This is a genomic window from Ruegeria sp. BJ5 (assembly GCF_056537865.1).
Genome location: NZ_JBQFSH010000001.1, coordinates 258,939 through 285,147, shown reverse-complemented (window position 1 = coordinate 285,147; position 26,209 = coordinate 258,939). Strand labels below are relative to the sequence as shown.

The 26,209-nt window shown below is 61.8% G+C and carries 21 protein-coding genes; 18 read left to right on the top strand and 3 right to left on the bottom strand.

What is annotated here, in order from left to right; genetic code table 11:
- Positions 1–18 precede the first annotated feature (18 nt).
- The 6 genes from ACR0NY_RS01380 to ACR0NY_RS01355 all read left to right on the top strand — a co-directional run bounded on the left by ACR0NY_RS01380 (position 19) and on the right by ACR0NY_RS01355 (position 8,866).
- Positions 19–1,326, top strand: a complete 1,308-nt coding sequence (locus tag ACR0NY_RS01380) for an HlyC/CorC family transporter (RefSeq protein WP_170338968.1) — start codon at positions 19–21, stop codon at positions 1,324–1,326.
- Positions 1,327–1,420: 94 nt separating this feature from the next.
- The gene (locus tag ACR0NY_RS01375; RefSeq protein WP_170338970.1) at positions 1,421–3,838 is read left to right on the top strand and encodes a GcvT family protein; all 2,418 of its coding nucleotides are present in this window, start codon (positions 1,421–1,423) and stop codon (positions 3,836–3,838) included.
- A gap of 32 nt (positions 3,839–3,870) precedes the next feature.
- Positions 3,871–4,476 carry a nucleotidyltransferase family protein gene (locus ACR0NY_RS01370; RefSeq protein WP_170368342.1) on the top strand — a complete coding sequence of 202 codons (606 nt, stop codon included), beginning with the start codon at positions 3,871–3,873 and terminating at the stop codon, positions 4,474–4,476.
- Positions 4,477–5,220: 744 nt separating this feature from the next.
- Positions 5,221–6,657, top strand: coding sequence for a DegQ family serine endoprotease (locus ACR0NY_RS01365; RefSeq protein WP_170368341.1), 1,437 nt, complete (start codon positions 5,221–5,223; stop codon positions 6,655–6,657).
- Positions 6,658–6,822: 165 nt separating this feature from the next.
- Positions 6,823–7,503, top strand: a complete 681-nt coding sequence (locus tag ACR0NY_RS01360) for a response regulator transcription factor (RefSeq protein WP_093961855.1) — start codon at positions 6,823–6,825, stop codon at positions 7,501–7,503.
- Positions 7,496–8,866: a sensor histidine kinase gene (locus ACR0NY_RS01355; RefSeq protein WP_170338977.1), complete on the top strand. Its 1,371-nt coding sequence runs from the start codon at positions 7,496–7,498 to the stop codon at positions 8,864–8,866. Before ACR0NY_RS01360 ends, ACR0NY_RS01355 begins: the two co-directional genes overlap by 8 nt.
- Before the next feature lie 25 nt (positions 8,867–8,891).
- On the opposite strand, the gene ACR0NY_RS01350 is transcribed toward ACR0NY_RS01355, so the two are convergent.
- Positions 8,892–10,070, bottom strand: a complete 1,179-nt coding sequence (locus tag ACR0NY_RS01350; RefSeq protein WP_170368524.1) for a cytochrome P450 — start codon at positions 10,068–10,070, stop codon at positions 8,892–8,894.
- A gap of 142 nt (positions 10,071–10,212) precedes the next feature.
- Between ACR0NY_RS01350 and ACR0NY_RS01345 the strand changes: the two genes are divergently transcribed.
- A complete protein-coding gene (locus tag ACR0NY_RS01345) occupies positions 10,213–10,560 on the top strand; it encodes a TfoX/Sxy family protein (RefSeq protein ID WP_170339541.1) in 348 nt (115 codons plus the stop codon).
- 60 nt (positions 10,561–10,620) lie between these two features.
- Here the strand turns inward: ACR0NY_RS01345 and ndk are convergent, their stop codons facing one another.
- Together ndk and ACR0NY_RS01335 are read right to left on the bottom strand one after the other, a co-directional pair.
- On the bottom strand, positions 10,621–11,043 hold the full coding sequence (gene ndk, locus ACR0NY_RS01340) for a nucleoside-diphosphate kinase (RefSeq protein WP_027237357.1): 423 nt from the start codon (positions 11,041–11,043) through the stop codon (positions 10,621–10,623).
- Positions 11,044–11,162: 119 nt separating this feature from the next.
- Positions 11,163–12,365, bottom strand: a complete 1,203-nt coding sequence (locus tag ACR0NY_RS01335) for a multidrug effflux MFS transporter (protein WP_170368340.1) — start codon at positions 12,363–12,365, stop codon at positions 11,163–11,165.
- A 55-nt stretch (positions 12,366–12,420) separates the two neighbouring features.
- On the opposite strand from ACR0NY_RS01335, the gene ACR0NY_RS01330 reads away from it, so the two are divergent.
- The 11 genes from ACR0NY_RS01330 to ACR0NY_RS01280 all read left to right on the top strand — a co-directional run bounded on the left by ACR0NY_RS01330 (position 12,421) and on the right by ACR0NY_RS01280 (position 26,184).
- Positions 12,421–12,834 carry a hypothetical protein gene (locus ACR0NY_RS01330; protein ID WP_254432867.1) on the top strand — a complete coding sequence of 138 codons (414 nt, stop codon included), beginning with the start codon at positions 12,421–12,423 and terminating at the stop codon, positions 12,832–12,834.
- A 60-nt stretch (positions 12,835–12,894) separates the two neighbouring features.
- A complete protein-coding gene (locus ACR0NY_RS01325; protein WP_170338982.1) occupies positions 12,895–14,748 on the top strand; it encodes an ABC-F family ATP-binding cassette domain-containing protein in 1,854 nt (617 codons plus the stop codon).
- Positions 14,745–15,365 (top strand): MarC family protein, encoded by a 621-nt coding sequence (locus ACR0NY_RS01320; RefSeq protein WP_093961850.1) that lies wholly within the window; start codon positions 14,745–14,747, stop codon positions 15,363–15,365. The genes ACR0NY_RS01325 and ACR0NY_RS01320 overlap by 4 nt, the downstream gene beginning before the upstream one ends.
- 42 nt (positions 15,366–15,407) lie before the next feature.
- Positions 15,408–15,989 (top strand): retropepsin-like aspartic protease family protein, encoded by a 582-nt coding sequence (locus ACR0NY_RS01315; protein WP_170338984.1) that lies wholly within the window; start codon positions 15,408–15,410, stop codon positions 15,987–15,989.
- A gap of 51 nt (positions 15,990–16,040) precedes the next feature.
- The gene (locus ACR0NY_RS01310; RefSeq protein WP_170338986.1) at positions 16,041–16,661 is read left to right on the top strand and encodes an ImuA family protein; all 621 of its coding nucleotides are present in this window, start codon (positions 16,041–16,043) and stop codon (positions 16,659–16,661) included.
- A gap of 66 nt (positions 16,662–16,727) precedes the next feature.
- Positions 16,728–17,942 carry an MFS transporter gene (locus ACR0NY_RS01305; RefSeq protein WP_170338988.1) on the top strand — a complete coding sequence of 405 codons (1,215 nt, stop codon included), beginning with the start codon at positions 16,728–16,730 and terminating at the stop codon, positions 17,940–17,942.
- Positions 17,939–18,538 (top strand): YceI family protein, encoded by a 600-nt coding sequence (locus tag ACR0NY_RS01300; RefSeq protein WP_170338990.1) that lies wholly within the window; start codon positions 17,939–17,941, stop codon positions 18,536–18,538. Before ACR0NY_RS01305 ends, ACR0NY_RS01300 begins: the two co-directional genes overlap by 4 nt.
- Positions 18,539–18,614: 76 nt before the next feature.
- Entirely contained in the window at positions 18,615–19,838 is a 1,224-nt protein-coding gene (locus ACR0NY_RS01295; RefSeq protein WP_170368339.1) for an MFS transporter, read from the top strand.
- A gap of 69 nt (positions 19,839–19,907) precedes the next feature.
- Positions 19,908–21,626 carry a methionine--tRNA ligase gene (metG, locus tag ACR0NY_RS01290; protein ID WP_170368338.1) on the top strand — a complete coding sequence of 573 codons (1,719 nt, stop codon included), beginning with the start codon at positions 19,908–19,910 and terminating at the stop codon, positions 21,624–21,626.
- A gap of 238 nt (positions 21,627–21,864) precedes the next feature.
- A complete protein-coding gene (locus ACR0NY_RS01285; protein ID WP_170368337.1) occupies positions 21,865–23,043 on the top strand; it encodes an efflux RND transporter periplasmic adaptor subunit in 1,179 nt (392 codons plus the stop codon).
- A 3-nt stretch (positions 23,044–23,046) separates the two neighbouring features.
- Positions 23,047–26,184: an efflux RND transporter permease subunit gene (locus ACR0NY_RS01280; RefSeq protein ID WP_170368336.1), complete on the top strand. Its 3,138-nt coding sequence runs from the start codon at positions 23,047–23,049 to the stop codon at positions 26,182–26,184.
- Positions 26,185–26,209 lie beyond the last annotated feature (25 nt).

Below are 26,209 nucleotides of genomic sequence, written 5' to 3'. Positions count from 1 at the left end.
AATACCTGAAATGGACCGATGGACTCTGACCCTTCTCTTCTCGATGGCGCCTTCTGGCTGACTACGGCCTCAATTCTGCTTCTGCTGGTTCTCTCCGGCTTCTTCTCGGGGTCTGAAACAGCGCTGACGGCGTCTTCGCGGGGTAAACTGCGGGCGCAAGCCGACAAAGGATCGCGCGGCGCGCAAAAGGCGCTGGAGATCACTGATGACAACGAACGTCTGATCGGCTCGGTTCTGCTTGGCAACAACCTCGTCAACATCCTTGCGGCCTCGCTGGCCACGGCTTTGTTCACCCGACTTTTCGGAGAAAGCGGCGTGGCACTGGCCACCTTGGTCATGACCCTGCTTGTTCTGGTCTTTGCCGAAGTTTTGCCCAAGACCTACGCGATTACCAATGCCGAAAAGGCCGCCGCGGCCGTCGCCCCGGTGATCGGTGTTGTCGTTACGGTGTTTTCGCCGGTGGTGGCCGCCGTGCGCCTGCTGGTGCGCGGGGTCCTGCGCCTGTTCGGGGTTCAGATCGACCCCGACAGCAACATCCTTGCCGTGCGTGAAGAGATCGCCGGCGCCCTGCAACTGGGCCATTCCGAAGGCGTCGTGGAAAAAGAGGACCGCGACCGCATCCTGGGTGCGCTTGATCTCGGCGACCGCACGGTCGAGGAAATCATGCTGCATCGCTCGAATATCGAGATGATCGACGCGGACGCAGACCCTGAATCGATCCTGAAACAATGCCTCGAAAGCCGTCACACGCGCCTGCCGGTGTTCCGTGGCCAGCCCGAGAACATCGTGGGCGTCGTGCACGCCAAGGATCTGTTCCGCGCCATGTACGCGCAGGCCGGCGGCGGCGAGGGCAGTGCCGACCGGCTGAAGTCGTTCGACATCCTCAAAGTGGCCAACGCCCCCTATTTCGTACCGGAGACCACCACGCTGGATGATCAGATGCGGGAGTTCCTGCGCATGCACAGCCATTTTGCGCTGGTGGTTGATGAATACGGCTCGCTGCGCGGATTGATCACGCTCGAGGACATCCTCGAAGAAATCGTGGGCGAGATCGCGGACGAGTTCGACGTGGACGAAGATGTGACGATTACGCGCACCGAAGACGGTCAGTACCTGGTCGAAGGCTCGATGACCATCCGCGACCTGAACCGTGCGATGGACTGGAACCTGCCCGATGACGAGGCCAACACAATTGCCGGGCTGGTGATCCATGAGGCGCAGATGATCCCGACCGTTGGTCAGGTGTTCTCGTTCCACGGCTTCCGGTTCGAGGTCGTCGAACGCGAGGGCAACCGGATCACCTGGTTGAAGGTGCGGCCGCTCTGACGGACGGCCGGCGGAAACGACAAACTCGGTCGTTTTCGTGACAGATACCGTCGCGGCACCCCTGCACCTTCGGGCCAGACGCAAGGAGGTGCGGATGAAATCGACGTGTCAGGTTGCCGTGATCGGCGGTGGAGTTGTCGGGTGTTCGGTGCTGTATCACCTGACCAAGCTGGGCTGGTCGGATGTGATGCTGCTGGAACGGTCGGAACTGACCAGCGGATCGACCTGGCACGCGGCGGGCGGGTTCCACACGCTGAACGGCGACACCAACATGGCCGCGCTTCAGGGCTATACCATCCGGCTTTACACGGAACTGGAAGAGATCACCGGCATGTCCTGCGGGCTGCACCATGTGGGCGGCATCACGCTGGCCGACAACCAGGACCGGTTCGACATGCTGCTGGCCGAACGCGCCAAGCATCGCTTCATGGGGCTGGAGACCGAGATCGTCGGCCCCGACGAGATCAAGAAGATTGCCCCGATCACCAACACCGACGGCATCATCGGCGCGCTGTATGATCCGCTGGACGGGCACCTCGACCCCTCGGGCACGACCCACGCCTATGCCAAGGCCGCGCGGATGGGCGGAGCGACGATCGAAACCCACTGCATGGTACGCGAAACCAACCAGCGCCCCGACGGTACATGGGACGTGGTCACCGACAAGGGCACCATCCACGCCGAGCATATCGTCAACGCCGGCGGCCTCTGGGCGCGCGAAGTGGGCGCGATGGCGGGCATCTATTTCCCGCTGCACCCGATGGAGCATCAGTATCTCGTCACCGACACCATCCCCGAAATCGAGGCAATCATCGACGCGGGCGGCGAGCATCCGCATGTGATGGACCCGGCCGGCGAAAGCTATCTGCGGCAGGAAGGGCGCGGATTGTGCATCGGGTTCTACGAGCAGCCCTGCAAGCCCTGGGCCGTGGATAGCACGCCGTGGGAGTTCGGCCACGAGCTGTTGCCGAATGATTTCGACAAGATCACCGACAGCATCGAGTTCGCCTATCGCCGTTTCCCGGTTCTGGCCGAGGCCGGGGTGAAATCGGTGATCCACGGCCCGTTCACCTTTGCCCCCGACGGCAACCCGCTGGTCGGGCCGGTGCCGGGCGTGCGCAACTACTGGTCGGCCTGCGGCGTGATGGCCGGGTTCAGCCAGGGGGGCGGCGTCGGCCTGACGCTGGCGCAATGGATGATCGAGGGCGAGCCCGAACGCGACGTCTTTGCCATGGACGTGGCCCGGTTCGGCGACTGGATCACCCCCGGCTATACCCGCCCCAAGGTGATCGAGAACTATCAGAAGCGTTTCTCGGTCTCCTACCCGAACGAGGAACTACCCGCTGCCCGCCCCAACCGCACCACGCCGATGTATGACATCTTCAGCGATCTGGGCGCGGTTTGGGGCCAGCAATACGGGCTCGAGGTCGCCAATTACTTCGCGCAGGATGGCGAGCCCGGCTATGAAACCCCCTCCTTCCGCCGCTCGGACGCCTTCGGGGCAACGGGCCGCGAGGTGCGGGCCGTGCGTGAGGGCGTCGGCATCAACGAGGTGCACAATTTCGGCAAATACATGGTCACCGGTCCCCGCGCCCGCGACTGGCTGGATCGGATCATGGCGGGCCGCATCCCCGCTCCGGGCCGCCTGTCGCTGACGCCCATGCTGTCACCCAAGGGCAAGCTGATCGGGGATTTCACCGTGTCGTGCCTGGGTGAGGAAGAGTTCCAACTCACCGCCTCCTACGGCGCACAAAGCTTCCACATGCGCTGGTTCCGGCAGCATCAGGAAGACGGCGTAACCGTCGAGAATATCAGCGACAAACGCAACGGCTTCCAGATTGCAGGCCCTAAGGCCCGCGAGGTTCTGGCCGCCTGCACCCGCGCCGATATCAGCGACATGCGCTTCATGGACGTACGCCGAACGGTCGTCGGCATGACCGACTGCGTCGTGCAGCGGGTCAGCTATACCGGCGATCTGGGGTTCGAGATCTACTGCGATCCGATGGCACAACGCCAGCTCTGGTGGACCCTGTGGCAGGCCGGCCAGCCGCACGGTATCACCCCCTTCGGGATGCGCGCGATGATGAGCCTGCGGCTCGACAAGTTCTTCGGCTCGTGGATGCGCGAGTTCTCGCCCGACTACACGGCCGCGGAAACCGGGCTGGACCGCTTCATCTCGTTTGCAAAGAACGTCGATTTCATCGGGCGCGCTGTCGCCGAAGCCGAGCGGGCTGAAGGGCCGGCCCGCAAGCTTGTGGCCTTTGAGGTCGAGGCCGAGGACGCGGATGTGAACGCCTACGAACCCATCTGGCATGACGGCGCAGTGGTTGGGTTTTGCACATCCGGCGGGTATTCGCATTTCGCACAGAAATCAGTCGCCATGGGCTTCCTGCCAACGGGCCTGGCGGCCGACGGCTTGGCGGTCGAAATTGAAATCCTGGGCCAGATGCGCAAGGCCCGTGTGCTGACGAGCCCACTATTTGACCCCGACGGTGCTCGAATGCGGGGGTGACAGCCGTTCCGGTTGGCGGCAAGGTGGCCGGCATGAAGGATATCCCTGTCATCTTGCTGGCGGCCGGTAGCTCTCGCCGTATGGGCGGAGCGGACAAGTTGATGCAAATTATCGATGGTCAACCACTGATCCGACGCTCGGCTGAAATCGCAGGAGCTGTCGGGCCGGTCATCGTCGCCCTGCCGCCGGCGCCTCACCCGCGATACACCGCGCTGAGCGGGATGGACTTGCAGGTCGTTTCTGTTCCCGATGCGGATGAAGGCATGAATGCCAGTTTGCGCAGAGCCGTCGCACAGGTGCCGGTATCAGCCCGGGCAGCGATGATCCTGCTGGCCGATCTGCCAGAGCTGACATCAGACGATCTGCGCGCGGTCCTCCGGTCGGTCACCGAACATCCTGACAAGCTGATCTGGCGCGGAGCGTCCTCGGACGGAGTTCCAGGCCATCCTGTGATCTTCGACCGAAGTCTCTTTGCTGATCTGGCGCATTTGACCGGAGATGGCGGCGCACAAGCCATCGTACGCGCGCATCTGGACCAAGTGCACCTACAGCCTTTGCCGGGTCAGAACGCTATTCTGGATCTGGATACGCCCCAAGCGTGGGCCGAATGGCGCAAAAACCAAAAATCCCAAAAGTAACGCGGCCCGGTCGAGAACGACCGGGCCGGTTGCCCAAAACAGGACTACCACTTTCACCAATCCCGAAAACGCGGCCCGGACGTCGTCAAGACATCAGACCAATGTGCTGCCGAACCGAAACAAGACCCCCTCGTTAACATGCCGCTCAGCGCTTCCGGTGACTGAGATCTGCCTTCAAGCACCCCCTTGATGCCGTCAGGCCCCCCTTTCACTTGGGCACGTTTATCGTCACCGATAAGTTCATTGCAAACAACGTAAAATTGGTTGAATTGGTTAATTTTGCCGAATTCGTGATGGTATTTCCGCAACAACGCGTGTCGCGGAAATCTACCCAAGGTTGTTCGTGCGCTTTGCCATAGCCGACCCAAGGCATGAAATATTTAGCGCCAAACGATCAAAATGACATTTTTGCAAATACCTATTAGACAAATACCAACTTCTGAAAAGGCGGTGGCGCAACCTGTGAGTGTCCCTGAAAATTCGGTCAAAAACCGCCGCTGGACTGTTAACAAATTTGATTCAATTCAATGCTTTTGCGAATTTGACCCTCATTTCGGCAACAATCCACCGATTCGACCGGCAACTCCCACGGCCGATTCCCGGGTTTGCGAGCGCTACCAGACGCCCCCAATGTGGCAAAATTAAGATTTATTAATTGATCAGTCAGAAAACGCAAAGACTGGTGGCTCATGTTCCCTGCAAAGCGCACATCAACAAGCGCCGAACCAAGGAGACCTAGTCAACATGAGCATCCGCAAATCCCCCCTTATTCTTCCTCGCACCTCAGGGCTGTTTGGCGCCACCGCGCTGAGCGCGGCGTTGCTGGCCGCGACCGCCATTCCGTCGCAGGCCGACGAAGCCCTGGCGGATCTGGTCGAAACCGTTTCACCGTCCGTGGTAACCGTCATTGCCTCGATCGACGCGGCCCCGTCGCCGGCGAGCGGCCAGGAGTTTGATTTCGAAGGCCAGCCTTTTGGTGAGTTCTTCAAACGTTTCGGGATTCCCGAAGGCTTTGACGCCCCGCGCCGTGGTCCCAGTCAGGGCCTCGGGTCCGGGTTCGTACTGGATGAAGATGGCTATATCATCACAAACCACCACGTCGTCGACAAAGCCAGCAAGATCACCGTGCGCCTGAACGATGATCGCTCGTACGAGGCTGAAGTCGTGGGGACCGATCCCCTGACCGATATCGCGCTGCTCAAGATCGACGCGGATGAGGCGCTGCAGCCGGTCCCGCTGGGGGATAGCGACGACATCCGCGTGGGCGAAGACGTGGTCGCCATCGGCAACCCGTTCGGCCTGAGTTCGACCGTCACGACCGGCATCGTGTCCGCCAAGGGACGCAATATCTCGGAAGGCCCCTACGCTGAATTCATTCAGACCGATGCAGCCATCAACAAAGGCAACTCGGGCGGCCCCCTGTTCAACATGGACGGCGAAGTCGTCGGGGTGAACTCGGCCATCTATTCGCCCAGTGGTGGTTCGGTCGGACTGGGTTTTGCCGTGACTTCGAACATCGTCGAGCACATCGCTGCGGACCTGCGTGACGATGGCCAGGTCAGCCGCGGTTGGCTGGGTGTCTCGATCCAGAACATCAGCCCCGAGCTGGCAGCAGCAATGGGTGTCGATGGCACTGTCGGCGCACTGGTGTCCGAGGTTCTGCCGGACAGCCCCGCTCAGGGCGTGCTGCAACAGGGCGACGTAATCATCGCCTTCAATGGCGAGAAGGTCGACTCAAGCAGTGAACTGCCGGTGCTTGTTGGCACCACGGCCGTCGGAACCGACAGCAAGGTCACCGTTCTGCGCAATGGCAAGGAAGAGACCCTGAGCGTCACGATCGGACAGCATTCGGCCCAGATGGCCGCAAACGCGGAACCGACCGATGACGCGGCGGCGGGCAAGACGCTGGGTGTCACCGTAGCACCGCTGTCCGAAGCGACTCGTGCGCAGATCGGAATTCCCGAGAACGTGCATGGCGTGATCGTCACTTCGCTCAAGCCGGACAGCCCGGCGGCCAAGGCCGGTCTGCGGCAGGGCGACGTGATCGTGAAGCTGGGCAACCAGGATGTGGAAACACCCGAGGCGCTCAAATCCGCGCTCGAAGATCAGAAGACCGATCCGGCGCTGATGCTGATCAACCGCGGCGGCAATCAGATCTTCGTCGCCGTCGAGATCGCCTGACCTGCGTCCCGCGCGCACCGCATGATGGGGATATCCGGTGCGCGCATCTCCTGACGGACACGATTTGTCCACGTGCTGTCGGGATTGCCGGGTGCGGATTTCGCACCCGGCAGTTTTTTTACCTGTCCATACGTGATTATATCCTGAGTGAAAGGAAATCCGACCATGAGCAGACGTCTGTTGATCGTTGAGGATGATGAAGACACGCGGGACTTCATCGCCAAGGGATTTGGCGAAGAAGGTTATGTCGTCGAATGCGCCGAAGACGGCCGCGAAGGTTTGTACCACGCGACCGACGGCGGATTTGACGCGGTCGTTCTGGACAGGATGCTGCCCGGGCTGGACGGTCTGGCCCTGATCAAGTCAATGCGCGCCGCTGGGGTCAAGACACCGGTTCTGATGCTGACAGCCATGAGCGCCGTGGACGAGCGGGTGAAAGGGCTGCATGCGGGTGCCGACGACTATCTGGTCAAACCCTTCTCATTTCAGGAACTTCATGCCCGGATCGAAGCCCTGTTGCGCCGACCTCAGGAATCCGAGGAAACCCCAACCCTCAAATGCCGCGACCTTGAAATGGATCTGCTGACCCGAAAGGTCACGCGCAACGGTCGCGAGATCACCCTGACGCCCAGAGAGTTCCAGATTCTGGAATTCTTCCTTCGCCGGAAAAACCGGGTGGTGTCGAGGACGATGCTTCTCGAAGGTGTCTGGGACTATCATTTCGACCCGAACACAAACGTCGTCGACGTTCATATCTCCAAACTGCGTCGGCAATTGGACGAAGGTGGTGAACCACCGCTGATCGAAACCGTGCGCGGGGCCGGTTACATGGTTTCTGATGGTTAAGTCGCCCTTGTCGTTCAAGGATTCCCGGACGCGGCTGGTGCTGGCGAGCATGGTGCTCAGCACATTGCTGACCGCGGCCGTATTGTTGCTGGTCTATATCACCGCCAACCGCACGATCGAAGGCGAAACCCGATCTGTCGTGTCCGCCGAACTGACCGGGCTGGCGGATGAGTACGAACGCCTCGGGCTGGTCGGCCTGATGGTGGCCATCGAACGCCGGCTTCCGACCGCGTCCGAGCGTGATGCACTTTATCTGTTGGCTGACCGCTCGGGAAAAACCTTGGCCGGCAACCTCAAGCGATGGCCCGAAGGCATCGCCGCTGGCAGTGGGTGGGTGGATCTGGAACTGCGCAGAACCGAGACGGATCAGCTGGTCCCGATCTCCGCCGCATCAATCCTGTTGCCCGGCGGTGAAAGGCTGTTGGTTGGCCGCGACGCCCTCGCCCGTCAGCAGTTCGACCGGGTGCTGTTTCATTCGGTGGCGCTGGCCCTGGGCGCGGCCCTTGCGCTGAGCATTCTGACCGGTTGGCTTTTGACCCGTCTGGTGTTTTCGCGGCTGAAGGATATCGCCGACACCGCAGAAACCATCGTGTCCGGCGACCTGTCCCAACGAATGCCACAGCGTGGCACCGGCGATGAGTTCGACCAGATGGCAGGCACATTGAACAACATGCTGGACCGGATCGAAGAGTTAGTCAGCAACTTGCGCACCACGTCGAATTCGATCGCGCATGATCTGCGGTCACCTCTGTCCCGGTTGAAGCAGCGGGTGGTCGCCTTGGCCGAGCCGGGCAAAAGCGACCTGGATCGTGAGGTCGACATCGCCCGGGCAACGGCCGAAATCGATCACGTGTTGCGGGTTCTCGGGCAGCTGACCGAAATCTCACGCGCCGAGGCGGGGTTGGGGCGGGAGCAGTTTGAACCTGTGGATCTTGAGCGCTTGGTCAACGATGCCGTGGAGTTGTACGAACCGGTCGCGGCCGACAAGGATGTGCGCCTCGAGGTCACGGGTCGGGCGGCTCCGATCATGGGGCACCGCCCTTTGCTGTCGCAGGCCCTGTCGAACCTTCTGGAAAACGCCATGCGCTATGCCCCTCAAGGAACTGCAATTTCCATCGAACTGCGCGAAGACGGCCCGTTTGCCCTGCTGAGTGTCCGCGACCGCGGCCCGGGCGTGCCGGCCGAGATGCTGTCGCAGCTTCAACTGCCCTTCGTCACGCTCGATCCCGCGCGATCGGACCGAAACTCAGGCCTCGGACTGGCTTTGGTGGCGGCCATCACCCGCATGCATGGCGGGGGCTTCAGTGCCCAGAATGCGGATCCCGGGCTGAAGGCAGTTCTGAAGCTGGCGCAAAAACCCTAGGTTAACGCCCCACCCCTTTTGTCGATCAAAGGGACGCGGGCAAGGAAGCATATCCGCGGAACCGCATACGCCCACCTCTGACACGTTCATCGGACAGTTGGAAATCTGGGAACCGTGTCACGAACCGCGACAGGGCGACCCGCCCTTCAAGGCGCGCAAGTGTAAGACCTGCGCAAACGTGCGGCCCACCGGCAAAGGCAAGGTGACGGTTCGGTTTGCGCGAAATGTCGAACAAACCCGGGTCTGGGAACACGGCCGGATCCCTGTTTGCAGCGCCGATACACAGATGAAGGTTGGTGCCCTTGGCAATCGAACGCCCGTCAATCACGACGTCAGCCGTCGTTTCCCGGTTGCCGAACTGGTTGGGTGAACGGAACCGCAAAACCTCTTCGACCGCCGAATTGATCAGGCTTGGATCATCCATAAGCCGCTGACGCTGCTCCGGGTGGTCATGCAGCAGGGCCAACCCGTTTCCGATCAGGTTCGTCGTGGTTTCATGACCCGCATTCAGAATGAAGATGCAATTCTGAAGCAACTCGATTTCACTCAACTTTTCGTCGGCCCCTTCACCGCGGATCAACCGCGTCAGGACGTCGGTTTCGGGGTCGCCGGGCGCGGCCCTGCGCCGTGCCACCAGATCGGCCAGATACTCCTTGAAGTCCCGAACGGCCGCATGGCCGTCCTCGAGTTGCTTGGCGCTCAGTGCCGGTTCGAGCGCCCCAAGAATGGCCAGGGACCAGTCGCGCAGCGGTTCGCGCTCGCCCACCGGTACGTCCAGAAGGTTTCCGATGATCTGGATCGGGATGGTGGCGGCATAGTCTTCGATCAGATCCACTTGCCGCTTGTCTTCCAGGCGATCCAGCAAACGATCGACGGTCTGGATCAAACCGGGCTCCATCCGGGCGATGGCGCGCGGGGTCAGGGCCGAAGTCATGATTTTGCGAACCCGCGTGTGCAATGGCGGATCCGAGAACACCAGCGAGGTGGTGTGATGCTCGAACAATGGTGATCCCGGACCAAACTTTGGTCCGAACACGGCCTTTTTGTCGGACGAGTACAGGGTCGTGTCCCGATAGATCCGGTCCAGATCAGCGTGCCGCGACAATAGAACCGAGCCATCGGGCTGCGCCAGAACCGGCGCCGAAGACAGCAGCGCATCATAAAACGGGAAGGGATTGTCGATGAAGCCCTCAGGCGGGTTCATCAGGTCCAGATTGCTGATGTCGCTTGTCAATTCCTTCCCCCTCCTGCATGGACCCGTCGCTCAATGCCTAGCGCAACGGAATTCTTCGCACAACGTTCCGGCGGGCAGTGACAGCACGCCCTGGCAAAGCTAAGAAAGAAACATGCCCGAACCTGTGTCTTCCATCCGCAATCTTGGACCTGCTTTCGAGCAGGCCTGTGCCCGTGCGGGCATCCACTCGGCCGAAGAGCTACGCGAACTTGGTGCCGATGCGGCTTATGCCCGGCTGATACAGGCCGGAACCCGGCCTCATTTCATCGGCTATTACGTGTTGGTCATGGGCTTGCAGGGCCGCCCCTGGAACGATTGCAAGGGCGAAGAAAAGAAAGCCCTGCGCGCAAGGTTCGATGCTTTGAAATCGTCAACGAACCAGGCTCCGGCGTCCCGGATCGTCGCGGATCTGGATGCCATCGGTGTACGTGTCGGCCCTGACGATCTGAAATCCGTCTGACCAACAAAAAACCGCGCCCGAAATCGGACGCGGCAATCTCGACAGGTATCGTGGTGCGGCTTAGCCGACCAGTTCGATGCCCGAGAAGAAATATGCGATCTCAACCGCTGCGGTTTCCGGCGCGTCCGAGCCGTGAACCGAGTTCTCACCGACGGACTCGGCGAATTCGGCGCGGATGGTGCCCGGTGCCGCATCGGCGGGGTTGGTTGCACCCATGACTTCACGGTTCTTGGCGATGGCGTTTTCGCCTTCCAGAACCTGAACGACAACCGGTGCCGACGACATGAACTCGCACAGTTCGTCATAGAACGGACGCTCGGCATGAACTTCGTAGAACTTGCCGGCTTGTTCCTTGGTCATGTGGATGCGCTTCTGCGCGACGATGCGCAGGCCGGCTTCCTCGAACTTGGCGTTGATCTTGCCGGTCAGGTTGCGGCGGGTTGCATCGGGCTTGATGATCGAAAAAGTGCGTTCCAGTGCCATATCGGGCCTCTCCTTGGTCTGACGGCGCGGGCTGGGCCGCGCGAAATTCATCGCGCGCCGCCTAACACGGTATTTCGCCCGTGAAAAGTGGAATGATGGCGCGATCGCGCCTTTGGGCGTCAGATTGCGTCGGGAAGCGGGTCCCGTGCATCCACCCAACGGACATACAGAACGGCCAAAAGGCCCAGAAAGCTGCTGCCTGCCATCATCGACAGCACCAGATACGGGCCGTTTTCGGGGCTGACCGCAGCTCCGGTGATCGAAGTGATGACCGCACCGAGCGCGACGATCAGAGCGCCCGACAGGCCCGCCGCGCTGCCGGCCAGTTGCGGTCGAACCGACATGACGCCCGCAGACGCGTTGGCGTTCGTCAAACCGTTTCCAAAACCAACAAAGATCGCTGATCCAAAAAACACCCAGACCGACCCCATCCCCCCTAAAAACAGCAACAGCCCGCAGAACGGCCCGACCGAGGCGATGATGCGCCCGGCCAGAATCATCTTCGTCAGCCGAGTACGCGCGGCGATCCGACCCGTTACGAAATTGCCGACCATGAAACCGCCGGTGATGATGCCGATCCCCAGGCCCAGTGTGGCGGGGCTCAGATCGAACCAGGCGGCGGCCACCAGGGGCGCTCCGGTGATGAAACTGTAGAACCCCCCGATCGAGAATGCCGCGCACAACGCGTAGCCCCAGAACCGCCGGGCACGGAACAGGTGCGGGTATTCGCGCATCTGCGCGGCAAAAGTGGCGGACCGGTTGTGGTTGGTCTCGCCCATATCCGCCCAGAGCAGCGTCAGCAGCGCCGCCCCTGCAACCGTGTAAAAGACGAACCCGGCCCGCCACCCGAACAGCATGTCCAAAGTGCCACCCAGCATCGGGCCCAGCATCGGCGCCAAAGCCATTGCCATGGCGACATATCCCAGCTTGCTTGCGGCCTCGTTGGGCGGAAACTGGTCGCGGATCGACGCGGCAGACAGCACCGAGCCCCCGACCACGGCGGCCTGCATCAGACGGAACCCCAGAAAGGTCCAGATCGACTCCGCCAGAACACAGCCAAGTGACGCCGCCACAAAGACCGCCATGCAGGTCAAAAGAACCGGCCTGCGCCCGAACCGGTCGGACATTGGTCCAAGGATCAGTTGCAGTACGGCGGACACGGCCAGATAGGCTGCGATCGACAGGTTCACCAGCGCATAATCCGCCCGAAAATCGACCGCCATGTTCGTAAGCGAGGGCAGGAACATGTTCAGCGACAGCACGGACAGCCCCGTCGCCAGAACAAGGGTCACCAAAGAGGGTGGAGTTTGTGCCGCGCGCATACCAACTACCGTTTTGTGTTCCCGAGACGGCTACCACATGCGGGTCTGCAAGCCCATGCCCAATGCCCCGGCCATCGGATGGCGCGTTCCGAAGCGGTGGAATGTCGCACACGGAGATTTCGGATTCCAAATTCAGACTATTTTTGTAAGTTTTTTCCGCGAACAGATTCCGCAACCTGTGAAAGACACGACCATGACATACAAAATCGTTATCCCCGCCTGTCTTCTTGCCTCATCCGCGCTGGCAGATCAGACCGCCTTGCCGATGGAATATGAACTGTTCGAAACCGCGGTTCCGCATGTCGATCTCGTGGAGTGTCCCGTGGCGTTGCAGAGCCCGGGAACTTTCTGCCGCGCGACCGTCCATCATGACGAGATACACGTTTTCGCCTTCAGCGCGGACGGCGATCAGCCTCTGGTCGGGTTCAAATCCTACCCATTTGAAAAGACTGCCAGCGTGTTGGATTGACGGCCAATTGGCCCATTGCCCCCATTGACAAGCCGTGGACCGTGCCTCAGTGCTCGGCTCATGCTACGGATCGAGAACATCACCTATTCGGTTGAGGGCCGCCCCCTGTTCGAGGGCGCCAGCGCCACCATTCCCGAAGGCCACAAGGTGGGTCTGGTCGGCCGCAACGGCACCGGCAAGACTACTCTGTTCCGCCTGATCCGGGGCGAGCTGGCGCTGGAATCGGGCAGCATCACCCTGCCCCGCCGCGCGCGGATCGGCGGTGTGTCACAAGAGGTGCCCTCGTCCAACGTGTCGCTGATCGACACGGTCCTGGCCGCCGACACCGAGCGCAGCGCCCTGATGGCCGAAGCGCAGGAGGCCGCCGACCCCGACCGGATTGCCGAGATTCAGACCCGGCTGGCCGATATCGATGCCTGGTCGGCCGAGGCCCGCGCGGCCACGATCCTCAAGGGGTTGGGCTTTGACGATGCAGATCAGCAGCGGCCCTGTTCCGATTTCTCGGGCGGCTGGCGGATGCGGGTCGCTCTGGCGGCGGTTCTTTTCTCGCAGCCCGACCTGCTGCTTCTGGACGAACCGACCAACTATCTGGACCTTGAAGGCGCGCTGTGGCTGGAAAGCTATCTGGCGAAATATCCGCATACGGTCATCGTCATCAGCCACGACCGGGGCCTGCTGAACCGGGCGGTCGGCTCGATCCTGCATCTGGAAGACCGCCAGCTGACCTATTACGCGGTGCCCTACGACAAGTTCGCCGAACGCCGCGCCGAACGTCTGGCTCAGGCCGAGGCCGAAAACGCCAAGGCCAAGGCCCGCATCGCCCATCTGCAAAGCTTCGTTGACCGGTTCCGCTACAAGGCGTCCAAGGCCGTTCAGGCACAATCGCGGCTGAAGATGATCGAACGGATCCAGTTGATCTCGACCCCGCAGGAGGCCGCCTTGCGCGCCTTCTCGTTCCCCGAGCCCGAGGAACTGTCGCCGCCGATCATTCAGATTGAGGGCGGCGTCACCGGCTATGGCGACACCGAGGTGCTGCGCCGGCTGAACCTGCGCATTGATCAGGACGACCGGATCGCGCTGTTGGGGAAGAACGGTCAGGGAAAATCGACACTTTCCAAGCTGCTGTCGGACCGGTTGCCCCTGATGGCTGGCAAGATGACTCGCAGCAGCAAGCTGCGCATCGGGTATTTCGCCCAGCATCAGGTGGATGAGCTGCATGTGGACGAAACACCGCTGGATCACCTGCGGCGCCTGCGCCCGACCGAGACCCCGGCCCAACTGCGCGCGCGTCTGGCCGGGTTCGGGCTGGGCGCGGATCAGGCCGAAACCGAGGTGGGCCGGCTGTCGGGCGGCCAGAAAGCGCGCCTGTCGCTGCTGATCGCGACGATCGACGCGCCGCACATGCTGATCCTCGACGAGCCGACCAATCATCTGGACATCGAAAGCCGCGAGGCCCTGGTCGAGGCGCTGACTGCCTATTCCGGTGCTGTGGTTCTGGTCAGCCACGACATGCACCTGCTGGGGCTGGTGGCCGATCGGCTGTGGTTGGTCTCGGACGGCACGGTCAAAACCTTTGACGGCGACCTGGAAGCCTATCGCCAGATGCTGCTGGCGCGCGACAAACCACCGGCCCGGGAAAAACCGGCCGCCAAACCCAAACGCGCCTCTCGCGATACCATTCTCGCGCTACGGGCCGACCTGCGGAAATGCGAGGAACGGCTGGAGAAATTGACGGACATGCACGAAAAGCTCTCGGCCAAATTGTCCGACCCGGCCTTGTACGAAGATGACCGGATCGCTGATCTGGAAACCTGGAACCGAAAATTCGCCGAGGTGGTCGAGGCCATGTCCCGCGCCGAGGCGCTGTGGGTCGCCGCCGCCGAGCGGCTGGAAAGCGCAGAGGCCGCCGCATGATCGAAATGGCATTCTTCATAACCGCGTTCACAACCCTGTTCGTTGTGATCGATCCCTTTGGCACCGCACCGATCTTCGTCGCGCTGACACAAGGAATGGACCCGGCCACCCGTCGCCGCGTCGCCTACCGCACGTGCCTGACCGCTTCGGGCATCCTTATCGCCTTCGCCGCTTTCGGAGAGGCGGTTCTCGGCTTTGTCGGCATCTCGATGGAGGCTTTCAAGGTCGCTGGCGGCGCATTGCTGTTTCTGACCGCGCTCGACATGCTGTTCGAGCGGCGCAACAAGCGGCGCGAGGACCGAGCGGAAGAAGAAGAGCACCCTGACCCCTCGGTCTTTCCGCTGGCCATTCCGCTGGTGGCCGGGCCCGGATCGATCGCAACGATCATCCTTCTGGCCGGTGAGCACCCCGGCATTCAGGGCATCGCTGCCGCTGTCGGCGTGATGCTTGCCGTGATGGCGGTTGTATTGCTGTTCTTCTTGTCCAGCGGCCTGATCGCGCGCATTCTGGGCAAGACCGGCCTGACCGTGCTGACCCGCCTTCTGGGCATGTTGCTGGCCGCGCTGTCGGTTCAGTTCATTCTTGACGGGCTCAAGGCCTTTGGGTTCGCGTCCTGAAACCCCATATTGACCTTATGAAAGAAGGTTTCGGGTGCCCGCATGGATGGTAACGATTTTGGACGGTTGGCCTATCTGGTTCTGCTGGGAGCCGCACTGCTGATGTGGTTCTTCACTCACAATCGGCAGTCGTTGGGGAAGACCCTGCAGATGGCTATGGCCTGGGTCTTCATCTTCATCGGGATCATTGCCGTTGTCGGCCTTTGGGGCGACATCCGCTCGACCGTTGGCGTATCTCCGCAGATGTCCGTGACCGGAGATGTGATCGAAGTACCCCGCTCGTTCGACGGGCACTACTACTTGCCGATGCTGGTGAATGGCAAACCGGTGACATTCCTGGTGGATACCGGGGCCAGCCAGATCGTGCTGAGCCCGCAGGACGCGGAGCGCGTCGGATTCGATACCGGTCAGCTGACCTTTCACGGGCGTGCCTCGACCGCAAATGGGGTGGTCCAGACTGCGCCTGTGCGCCTCGACAGCCTGGCGTTGGGGCCCATCACGGACCGAAATGTTGCGGCATGGATCAACGGAGGAGATCTGGACCAGTCCCTGCTTGGCATGGATTATTTGCACCGTTTTTCCAACATCCAATTTTCTGATGGCCGGATGATCCTGTCGCGCTGAACGGTGGCTTTCGGGATTGAGAACAAAGTGCGAACATGCTAGCATTCGGCCATGTCCACGCATCTTCTTGGCCGCAAACCGGCGCGCGCGGCGCCGGGGCTGACCCTGCATGATGAGATTTCGCTGCAACTGGCCCGCGTGCACGAGGCCTGCGGCCCCGCGCGGCGCAGCTTTGCCATGTGGCTGGCCGGTCAGGCGCAGGGGCCGGTTCTGTGGATCTCGCCCGCGTGGGAGGCCGATCAGCTGAACCCCGACGGCATGATGCCCTTTGCCGATCCCGCCCGTTTCCTGTTCGTCCGCCCCACCCGGGCCGAGGACCTGCTGTGGTGCATCGAAGAGGCGCTGCGCAGCGGGGCGGTGCCGCTGGTGGTCGGCGATCTGCCGGGGGCACCGGGTCTGACGCCGGTGCGCCGGATGCATCTGGCCGCCGAACAGGGGGGCACGATGGGTCAGGCCCCGCTGGGCCTGCTGCTGACCCCGGGCGACGGCGGTGCGCAGGGGATCGAGACGCGCTGGCACATGGCCCCGGCGCACACGGGCCAGACTCGCCGCTGGACCCTGACCCGCCGCCGCGCCCGCGCCCTGCCCCCGGTCAGCTGGCACGCCACCCAGACCGCGCCGCGCACCGGGCTGCACCTGCAACGGATCGGCGTCGAGGAAACCTGCGCCTGACCGACCGGCCCCGGATCACGCAAGTTGTGACTGGTCAAACTGCATCCCGCCCCCTAGCGTGCCGAAATGACCCATCCGATCCACGACAGCCGCTATTCCTGGCTTCGCCTTCTGGTCACGCTGGCCATTGCGGCGGTGGCCAATGTGGGCATGTGGGCGGTGATCGTGGTGATGCCCGCGATCGAGACCCAGTTCGGCGCCAGCCGGGCCGAGGCCTCGATGCCCTACACGCTGGCCATGATCGGATTTGCGCTTGGCAACATGTGGCTGGGTCAGGTGGTGGACCGGCTGGGCGTGACCAAGGCGCTGATCGGTGCCGCAGGCCTCAGCGCGCTCAGCTATCTGCTGGCGACATGGGCGCCGACGATCACGATGCTGTCGGTGGCGCATCTGCTGCTGGGCTTGGGCACCGCCGTCGGGTTCGGCCCGCTGATCGCCGACATCTCGCACTGGTTCCTGCGCCGACGCGGGATCGCCGTGGCGCTGGTGGCCAGCGGAAACTACCTGTCCGGAGCGATCTGGCCCACGCTCCTGTCCGGTATCCTTGCCCGCGACGGGTGGCAGCAGGTCTATCTGACATTGGCGGTCATCACCCTGATCGTGGTTATCCCGCTGTCGCTGCTGCTGCGCCGGCAGGTCCCGGCCGAGGCGCATGGCACCGCCGCAGCCGCCGCGCAGATCAACGCGCGCAGCGTCGGCCTGTCGCCGCGGACCCTGCAATATGTGCTGGGCCTCGCCGGAATTGGCTGCTGCGTCGCCATGTCGATGCCGCAGGTCCACATCGTCTCCTACTGCGTAGGGTTGGGCTATGGCCCGGCGGTCGGGGCCGAGATGCTGTCGCTCATGCTGATGGGCGGTGTCGTCAGCCGGATCATCTCGGGACTGGTGGCAGACAAGTTGGGCGGCGTTCACACGTTGCTGATCGGGTCGATCCTGCAATGCATCGCCCTGTTCCTGTTCCTGCCTTATGACGGGATGGTGTCGCTCTATGTCATCAGCCTGTTGTTCGGACTGGCGCAGGGCGGCATCGTGCCCAGCTATGCGCTGGTCGTCCGCGAATACATGCCCCCGCAAGAAGCCGGGGCACGGGTCGGTTTCGTGATGATGATGACGATCATGGGCATGGCGCTGGGTGGCTGGATGTCCGGCTGGATCTATGACGTGACCGGGCAGTATGAACTGGCCTTCGTGAACGGGATCCTGTGGAACGGGCTGAACATCGCCATTATTGCGACACTGCTGATACGCTCGCGGCCGCGCCAGGGGCGGGTTCCGGCATGAGCCGCCTGACCCGCCGAACTCTGGTACTGGCGGGGCTGGCATCGCTGCCCTTGGTGCGGCACGCCGTGGCCGCCCCGGTTCCGTATATACTTGAAACACAAGGGACATTGATCGAATTCACATTCGGTCTGGCTGGCTCGGCCCAGACCGGCACCATGCCGATCCAGACCGCTGATGTTCTGGTGGACACGAAAAACCTGCGCAACAGCATGGTCGACGTCGTCCTGAACGTCGCCGAGGCACGCACGAAACTGCCGTTTGCACGCGGCCCGATGCTAAGCCGATCCGTGTTGGATGCCGCGCGGTTTCCATCTATCCACTTCGTCTCGACGGCCGTCAGCCTTGGCCCCGGCGGACGCATTTCCGACGGAGCGACCGTCACCGGCGATTTGACGGTGCGCGACGTGACTCGTCCGATCACTCTCGATGCCGCGCTTTATCGCCCGCCGGGTTCCGCAAAGGACGATCTGGACCGGCTGTTCATCCATTTGACCGGCGCGTTGAACCGGAACGATTTCGGCGCCACCGGCTATGCGGACCTGGTCGACGAAACTGTGGGATTGAACATACGAACCGAAATTCGCAGAAAACCCTGAAACTGGCGGAAAACGACACCACAAAGTCGAATAGCCGCGCGCATCGTCATGCGCCATTCGGACATCTACTGGACCCATGCGTACCATCATCTCATTCGCCGCCCTTTTTCTTTCGGTCATTCTATTGCAGCTTTCCACGGGCGGCGTGGGTCCGCTGGACGCGATATCCGGCCTGACGCTGGGGTTTTCGACCGAACAGATCGGCCTTTTAGGCTCGGCTCACTTCTTGGGCTTTTTCGCGGGATGCTGGTGGGCGCCAAGGTTGATGGGATCCATCGGGCACTCGCGCGCCTTTGCGGTCTGCACGGCTCTGGGCGCGATGGGTCTGATTGGCCACACGCTGACCGAGAACCCCTATGCATGGGCCGCGCTGCGCATTGCCTCGGGCACCTGCGTGGCGGGTTGTTATACGGTTATCGAGGCCTGGCTGAACGCCAAAGTCACCAACGAAACCCGCGGCCGCGCCATGGGCACATATCGGTTGGCCGATATGGGAGCCTCTCTCAGCGCGCAGTTGATCATCGCCGTTCTGCCACCTGCCTCATATGTCTCTTACAACCTGCTGGCCATCCTGTGCTGTGCCTCGTTGCTGCCGCTGACCCTGACGCGCGCCAGCCAGCCCGAAACCCCGGACGCACCGCGTTTGCGGCCCAAGCTGGCCTGGCATTGCTCGCCCTTGGCGGTGGCTGGAGTGATCGTCTCGGCCATCAGCTCTGCTTCGTTTCGGATGGTTGGTCCCGTCTACGGACAAGAGGTTGGGCTGGGCGTCGATCAGATCGCATTCTTTCTGGCCGCCTTTGTACTGGGCGGCGCGCTGGCGCAGTATCCGGTCGGGTGGCTGGCCGACAAATACGACCGGCGCTGGGTGCTGATCTGGATGTCGATTGCCGCCGTTATCAGTTGCAGCATCACCATGGCCGCCAGCGGCACGGGCACCGTGGGCGTCATGCTGGCCGCCGGATTGTTCGGCATAACGACCTTTCCGATATTCTCGATCTCATCCGCGCATGCCAACGACTTCGCCACCACCGAGCAGCGGGTGGAACTGTCGGCGGCGCTGATGTTCTGGTATGCGCTGGGGGCTATCGCCTCGCCCTATGTTTCCTCGACGCTGATCGAGCAATTCGGCCCCGGCGCGCTGTTTGCCTTCGTGGCATTGGGTCACGCGGTCCTGATCGTCTTTGGACTGGCCCGGATGCGCTCGCGCCCGACACCCGAGGAACGCACGAACTATGTCTACGCACCGCGCACCTCCTTCACCATCGGCCGCCTGCTGAAACGCTCGCGCGAAGGGCGATAGCATTCTGGGGCTGGGATTTCCCGATCCGGTTTGATAGAGCGCGCGCAGACAGTTAGGCGGAAACCAAACATGGCTCGGATTCTCATTACCTCGGCAATTCCCTACATCAACGGGATCAAGCACCTTGGCAACCTGATCGGCTCGCAGCTGCCGGCGGATCTGTTCGCGCGCTACCAGCGCGGCCGCGGCAACGAGGTCATGTTCCTGTGCGCCACCGACGAACACGGCACCCCGGCCGAACTGGCAGCGGCCAAGGCCGGCAAACCGGTGGCCGAATACTGCGCCGAGATGCACGAGGTACAGGCCGACATCGCCAAGCGCTTTGGCCTCAGCTTCGATCACTTCGGCCGGTCGTCCAGCCCGCAGAACCACAAGCTGACACAGCATTTCGCCGGCAAGCTGGCCAAGGCCGGGCTGATCCGCGAAGTGACCGAAAAGCAGGTCTATTCCAACGCTGACGGCCGGTTCCTGCCCGACCGCTACATCGAGGGCACCTGCCCCAACTGCGGTTACGAAAAGGCCCGCGGCGACCAGTGCGAGAACTGCACCAAGCAGCTGGACCCGACCGATCTGATCGACCCGCGCAGCGCGATTTCCGGCTCGACCGACCTTGAGGTGCGCGAGACCAAGCACTTGTACCTGCGCCAGTCGGCGATGAAGGATCAGTTGGACGCCTGGATCGACAGCAAGACCGACTGGCCGGTGCTGACCACTTCGATCGCCAAGAAATGGCTGCATGACGGCGACGGACTGCAGGACCGCGGCATCACCCGCGATCTGGACTGGGGCATCCCGGTCAAGAAGGGCGACGAAGACTGGCCCGGCATGGAAGGCAAGGTCTTCTACGTCTGGTTCGACGCGCCGATCGAATACATCGCCTGCGCCAAGGAATGGGCTGACGCGCACGGCAAGCCGGATGCGGAATGGGAACGCTGGTGGCGCACCGACAAAGGCGCCGACGACGTGCGCTATGTGCAGTTCATGGGCAAGGACAACGTGCCCTTCCACACCCTCTCCTTCCCGGCTACGATCCTGGGCTCGGGCGAGCCATGGAAGCTGGTCGATCACCTGAAGTCGTTCAACTATCTGAACTATGACGGCGGACAGTTCTCGACCAGCCAAGGCCGCGGCGTCTTCATGGACCAGGCGCTGGACATCCTGCCCGCCGACTACTGGCGCTGGTGGCTGCTGAGCCACGCGCCTGAAAGCAGCGACAGCGAATTCACCTGGGAGAACTTCCAGCAATCGGTCAACAAGGACCTGGCGGACGTGTTGGGCAATTTCGTCAGCCGGATCACCAAGTTCTGCCGCTCGAAATTCGGCGAAGAGGTTCCGTCCGGTGGCGCATACGGTGAACGCGAACAGGCGCTGATCGAGGAACTGACCAAGCGCATTCGCGCCTACGAGGCGCATATGGAGGCGATGGAGGTCCGCAAATCGGCGCAGGAACTGCGTGCGATCTGGGTTGCGGGCAACGAATACCTGCAAGCTGCCGCGCCCTGGTCCACCTTCAAGGAAGACCCCGAAAAGGCCGCCGCGCAGGTGCGGCTGGGCCTGAACCTGATCCGGCTCTACGCGGTACTCAGCGCGCCGTTCATCCCTGAAACTTCGGCCAGAATGCTGAGCGCGATGAACACGCTCGACACCAACTGGCCCGAGGACGTTGAGGCTGCGCTGAGCGCCCTGCCCGCCGGGCATGAGTTTGCTGTACCGGATGTGCTGTTCGCCAAGATCACCGACGAACAGCGCGAAGATTGGCAAACACGCTTTGCCGGGGTGCGAAGCTGAGTACATCAAGGGGGCCGGCGGCCCCCTTTTTTCAGCCAACTGACCCGACCGATCCGATGAAATCGTCGGACGAAATTGGTTCGACGGCCGAGACATCCCCGGACAGGGTTCGAGCGTTTAAAACTCAAATACTTGAGAATTTTCAACAATGCCTCCATCCTGACTTGGAGTTTAGTCGACTCGGGCTTCAGGAACGGTCCGGCTCGACCCAAATCCCGGTTTGAATGAGGCACTCGCAATGACCGTTGAAAAGACGCTTACCCACACGACCAGCAATCGAACGCTCTCGCGTCTCGGCCTTTGCGCGACACTGCTGGCATGCCTTGCGTTTACATCGGTCGCATTTGCCCAGGATCAGTCGGATGCACCGCCGCCCAAGGTTTCGATTGCGGCCGCATACACACAGGAAATCACCGAGGAGGCTGTTTTTATCGGGCGGGCCGAAGCCACGGACAACGTGGACATCATCGCACGAGTCAGCGGCTTCCTGGAAAGCCGGAATGTCGAAGAAGGCTCGTTGGTCAACGAGGGTGATCTGCTGTTTACCATTGAGCCCGACCTGTACCAGGCCACGCTGGACGCCCGAAAAGCGGATCTTGATCGGGCCGAAGCCAATCTGGAACTGGCCAAGGTCGACCTGGCCCGCAAGGAAGAACTGTACAGGCGCGACGCAACGCCGGAATCCGAGCGCGACATTGCCCGCGCGAACGAGTTGGTCGCCGAAGCCGAAGTCAAAGCGGCCAACGCAGCCATTCAACAGGCGCAGCTTGATCTGGACTACACGCAGATCCACGCGCCGTTTTCCGGCCGGATCGGTCGGATCAGCACCAGCGTCGGCGACGTGGTCGGCCCCAACACGGAACCGCTGGTCAACCTGATCAGCGAAGCGCCGATCTACGTTAATTTCTCGTTGAATGAAAAGCAGTTCACCTCCGTTCTTCAGACCGTTGGTGAGACCGCCTCCACCCTTGCTGAAAGCAACAAGAGCCCGGTTGTCCGGCTTACGCTGCCCAATGGTACTGAGCTGGAGGAAACCGGCAAGATCGTGTTCGTGGACAACCGGATCGACCCGTTGACCGGCGCGATCACCCTGCGCGCCGAGTTTGCAAACGACAAACGTCTGATCGTGGATGGCGCCTTTCTGAACGTTCACATCGAAGCGCTTGAACCCACGCTTGAAGTGCTGATCCCTCAAGCTGCCCTGCAGCGAGATCAACGCGGAGAGTTTGTGCTGGTCGTCAACGACAAGCAGATGGTCGAACAGCGCTACATCACGACCGGCGACACGGTCGGTTCTGCCGTGATCGTCAAGGAAGGTCTGCGCGAGGGCGAAAGCGTCATCGTGGAAGGGCTGCAAAGGGTGCGCCCGGGTGTTGCCGTTGACGCCGTTGTCGCCTCTGAACAGCCGGGAGAATAACTGATGTTCTCCGCCCTGTTCATCAGCCGGCCCAAGCTGGCACTTGTGATCTCGCTTGTGCTGACAATCATGGGTGCGATCGGCTACATGGTCCTGCCGGTTGCCCAGTTCCCAGACATTACGCCGCCGGTGGTCAGCGTCACGACGACCTACACCGGCGCCAACGCCGAAACCGTTGAAAACACGGTTGCCGCGCCGATCGAAGCGCAAGTCAACGGCGTGGATGACATGATCTACATGACGTCCACATCCTCGGACAACGGCTCGTATTCGCTGAACATCACCTTCGAGGTGGGCACCGACCCCGACATCGCGTCGGTCAACGTGCAGAACCGTGTGGCACAGGCCATGTCCTCGCTGCCGACCGAAGTTACCTCGTCGGGGGTGGTGACGCAGAAAGCGTCGACCAACATGCTGTTGCTGGTCACGCTGACCTCGCCCAACGGCACCTATGACAGCGTGTTCCTGTCGAACTACGCGTCGATCAACCTCAAGGATGCGCTGGCGCGGGTGCAGGGCGTGGGCAAGGCCGACGTTCTGACCAACCTGGAATACGCGATGCGGATCTGGATGGACCCCGACAAGATGGCCGCCCTGTCCATCACGCCGGGTGACGTGATCTCGGCCATTCGCGAACAGAACATCGAGGTTTCCGCTGGCTCGATCGGTGCCCCGCCGGTGCCCGAAGGCCAGACGTTCCAATACACGATCAAGACCAAGGGACGCCTCACGTCTGCCAAGGAATTCGGCGATATCGTGATCCGCACCGGCGACGCCGGCTCTATCGTACGGGTCCGTGACATTGCGCGCGTCGAACTGGGGGCTCAGTACTATGCCGCCTCCGGTTTATATCAAGCCGTACCTGCCACCGTCATCGGCATCTATCAAGCGCCGGGCGCCAATGCGCTGGCGGTGTCCGATCGGGTTCAGACAGAACTGGAGCGCCTGTCGCGCGCCTTTCCGACGGATGTCGAATACGACGTTCCGTTCAACACCACCGATTTCGTCGAACAATCCCTCAACGACGTGGTATCGACGCTGGTTCTGACCTTCATCCTGGTAATTTCGGTCGTGTTCATCTTCTTGGGCAGTTGGCGGGCGACCATCATTCCGGCGGTGGCGATTCCGGTCTCATTGATCGGGACATTTGCGTTCCTGCTGCTGTTCGGGATGTCGCTCAACACAATCTCGCTTTTCGCACTCGTGCTGGCCATCGGGATCGTGGTAGACGACGCTATTGTGGTCGTCGAAAACGTGGAGCGGATCATCGCCGAGGAAGGCCTGCCGCCGGCCGAAGCGACCCGCAAAGCCATGGGTCAGATTACTGGCCCCGTCATCGCGACAACTCTGGTTCTTCTGGCCGTGTTCGTGCCCGTGACCTTCATGCCCGGTATCTCGGGGCGGCTGTACTCACAGTTCGCGGTAACGATCTCGACCGCCGTCGTCATCTCGTCCATCAATGCGCTGACCTTGTCGCCGGCGCTGTGCGGTTTGGTCCTTCAGGCGCGCTCGGGTCCGCCCAAAGGTCTGCTGGCGGTGTTCGAGAATTTCATCGGGACGATGCGCGCAGGCTATGTGTCCATCGTGCGCAAGCTGCTGATCATCCCCGTGGTCTCGCTTGGGATCATCGCGGGGTTTGCCTTTGGCGGCGTAACGATCATGTCGAATACCTCCAGCGGGTTTCTGCCGCTTGAGGACAACGGCTATCTTTTCGTCGACATCCAATTGCCCGACGCGGCGACACTGGAGAGAACCGAGGCGGTATCCAAACGTGTCGATGACCAGATCCGCGAGATTCCGGGCGTGGCGAATACCGTTCTGATCAACGGTTTCTCACTGCTGAACGGAACCATCACCAACGGCGCGGCTGTGTTCGTCAACCTCGACAACTGGGACGAACGGCAAGACGAGGATCTGACGGCGGACGCCATCCTGCAGAAAGTACTGGCCATCGCAAACGGCGAATCCGCCGCCTCGATCGTCGCGTTCAACCCGCCGCCGATCCAAGGTCTTGGCATGTCGGCGGGCGTCGAAATGGAGGTTCAGCAAACCGGTGGCGGCTCGCCGCAGGATCTGGCCTCGGCCGTGGGATCCTTTGTCTACGCGGCCAACCAGCGGCCTGAAATCGGCCAAGCCTACACGACCTTCCGGGCCAACGTCCCGCAGCTGTTCGTGGATCTGGATCGGGAAAAGGCAAAGACGCTGAACGTATCGGTCGCCGAAATCTTCCAGACGATGCAGGCTCAGCTTGGCTCGTACTATGTGAACGACTTCAACTTGTTCGGCCGCGTCTATCGCGTGATGATACAGGCCGAAGGGTCGTATCGCGACAACGTCGAGGACATCTCGAACCTGTATGTCCGCTCGAACACTGGTGAGATGGTCCCGCTGGGAACGCTGATCGACGTCGAAAACGTGCTTGGCCCGGTTCTGTTGAAGCGCCACAACCTGTTCCGTTCGGCGACGGTGACGGCAGTTCCGGCAGTAGGTCTGTCAACGGGTGATGCGATCACCGTGATGACTGAAGAGTCGGCGACCGCCCTACCCCCGGGGTATGCCTTTGAATGGACCGGTACCGCCCAGCAACAGCTGGCATCTGGCGGGCTGGTCGTGGTGATCCTGGGGCTGGCGATCATGTTCGGGTATTTGTTCCTGGTCGGACAATACGAAAGCTGGACGATGCCGGTCTCAATCCTGCTGTCGGTGATCGTGGCCCTGTTCGGCGCGGTTGCGGCGGTGGCGATCGTGGGCAGTGACATCAACCTGTACACGCAGATCGGGATGATCATGCTGGTGGGGCTTGCGTCAAAGAATGGCATCCTGATCGTCGAGTTCGCGATGGAGCAGCGGGCCAAAGGCCTGTCTGTAAAAGACGCCGCCGCCGAGGCTGCTCATCAGCGTTTCCGGGCCGTCATGATGACCGCGCTGTCTTTCCTGTTGGGCGTTGTGCCCCTGCTGGCAGCCAGCGGCGCTGGCGCCGCCAGCCAGAAGGCCATTGGTGTGGCTGTGTTTGGCGGGATGCTCGCCGCGACCCTGTTCGGGGTGATCCTGGTGCCGGTCCTATATGCGGTGATGCAGAGCATGCGAGAGTGGATCAAGGGCACGAACAAGGATCCCGACCCTTCGGAAAAGGCGGCCTGACCGACAGAAAAAAGACACGCCCCGC